The following is a 1,645-nucleotide window of genomic DNA, read 5'->3' as shown; positions in this document are numbered from 1 at the left end:
GTTGAATATTCTCGATGGCGGCGTAGTAACCACCAGCCTGCCCGGAGGTGGTAATGCCGCTGGATTCGTCGGTTACTTCAGCGGCAGTACGGGTACGGTAAATATTTCAAGCAGCACTGGCGATATCTCGACTTGGACGATCCGCGACTACCTTTCCATTGGCGATGCCGGCACGGGTACCGTGAACATCGACAAGGGCGGGCTGATCCATGTCGGCAGCGATGTCCTTGTCTCTAGGGCGGGCTCGTCCAGCGGAACGCTGAATCTGCTCGGAGACGCCAGTGGGCGTGGCGTCCTTGAGACCGGTTCGGTGATCAAGGGAAGTGGCGTAGTCGCCATTCTCAATCTTAACGGCGGCATTCTGCGTGCAACCCGAGATGAAGCCAATTTCCTGAACGGCTTCGGAGCACTGACCGTGGGAGCAGAAGGTGCCTGGTTCGATACCAACACATTTAGCATCAATATCGATACTGTCTTCACCGGTACTTCCAGCTTTAACAAATTGGGCCTTGGAGTGCTGACACTGACAGGAAACAGTGCGACCTTCACAGGCAACACCGATGTTCAGGCAGGGACATTGCAAGTTGATGGGGTGCTAGGCGGCACGGCAAACGTGTCATCGGCCGGCCGACTGACTGGCACAGGTCAAGTCGGGACAACGACCAATCTTGGCATGATCGCTCCTGGTCACGCCGATAGCTTTGGGACACTGACCATCGCCGGAAACTACATACCGTTGGGCGGCGGCCTTGAAATTAAAACCCAACTGGGGAACGACAGTTCCCCCACTGATCGTCTTGTGGTCACTGGGACCACTGCGGGTGTTACGCCGGTCACGATAGTAAATGTCGGAGGCCTCGGAGCACAAACGCAACAAGGGATTCAGGTTGTGCAGGTAAACGGCGCATCAAACGGTCAATTCAATCTGGCCAATGGAAACTACGTGATAGGCGGCCAGTCTGCCTTGATAGCCGGCGCATATGGTTACGTTCTCCAGAAAGACCAGGCCGACGGTGATTGGTATCTGCGTTCGTCGCTGCTGGCGGCCGGGATTTCTGACAGAGGTGACAGCCCGCTCTATCAACCTGGTGTCCCGGTCTATGAGGCTTACGCCAATACGTTGCTCGCGTTGAGCAGCGTTCCCACATTGCGCCAACGGGTTGGCAATCGGCACTACGATGCGGCGGACAGCTCCCATGATGGTGTATGGGCTCGCGTGGAAGGCAAGACAAGCCACCTGAAACCTTTGGTGTCTACGAGCGCCATCCGTCAGGATATCGATAGCTGGCAGGCTCAGTTCGGAGTGGATCGCGTCTTATCAGGCGAAAAAGACGGCGCACGCGTGGTTGGCGGATTGACTGCTCGCTACGGCACGGCAGACACGCAGGTAGCGTCGATCTATGGCAACGGCAACATCGACACCAAGGCCTATGGCGTGGGAACAACCCTGACGTGGTACGGGCAGCAGGGCGCTTATGTTGATGCTCAGGCCCAAGCGACCTGGTTCAGCAGCGATCTGAGCTCCAGACTCGCCGGCACCCTCGTCCGTGGCCAGGCCGGCCGCAGCTATGCAATGAGCGTCGAAGGCGGCGTGGCGTTACCGGTTAGCGGTGGATTCTCCGTCATTCCGCAAGCGCAATTGAGC

Annotated in this window: 1 protein-coding gene; it reads left to right on the top strand. The window is 57.6% G+C overall.

Annotation, left to right across the window (positions count from 1 at the left end):
* A partial coding sequence (locus AKL28_RS23510) for an autotransporter family protein (protein ID WP_156226483.1) occupies window positions 1-1,645 on the top strand: 1,645 nt, incomplete at both ends.

This window comes from Herbaspirillum chlorophenolicum, from assembly GCF_001189955.1.
GTDB lineage: Bacteria > Pseudomonadota > Gammaproteobacteria > Burkholderiales > Burkholderiaceae_D > Herbaspirillum > Herbaspirillum chlorophenolicum.
This window is presented reverse-complemented; position numbering and strand designations above follow the sequence as displayed.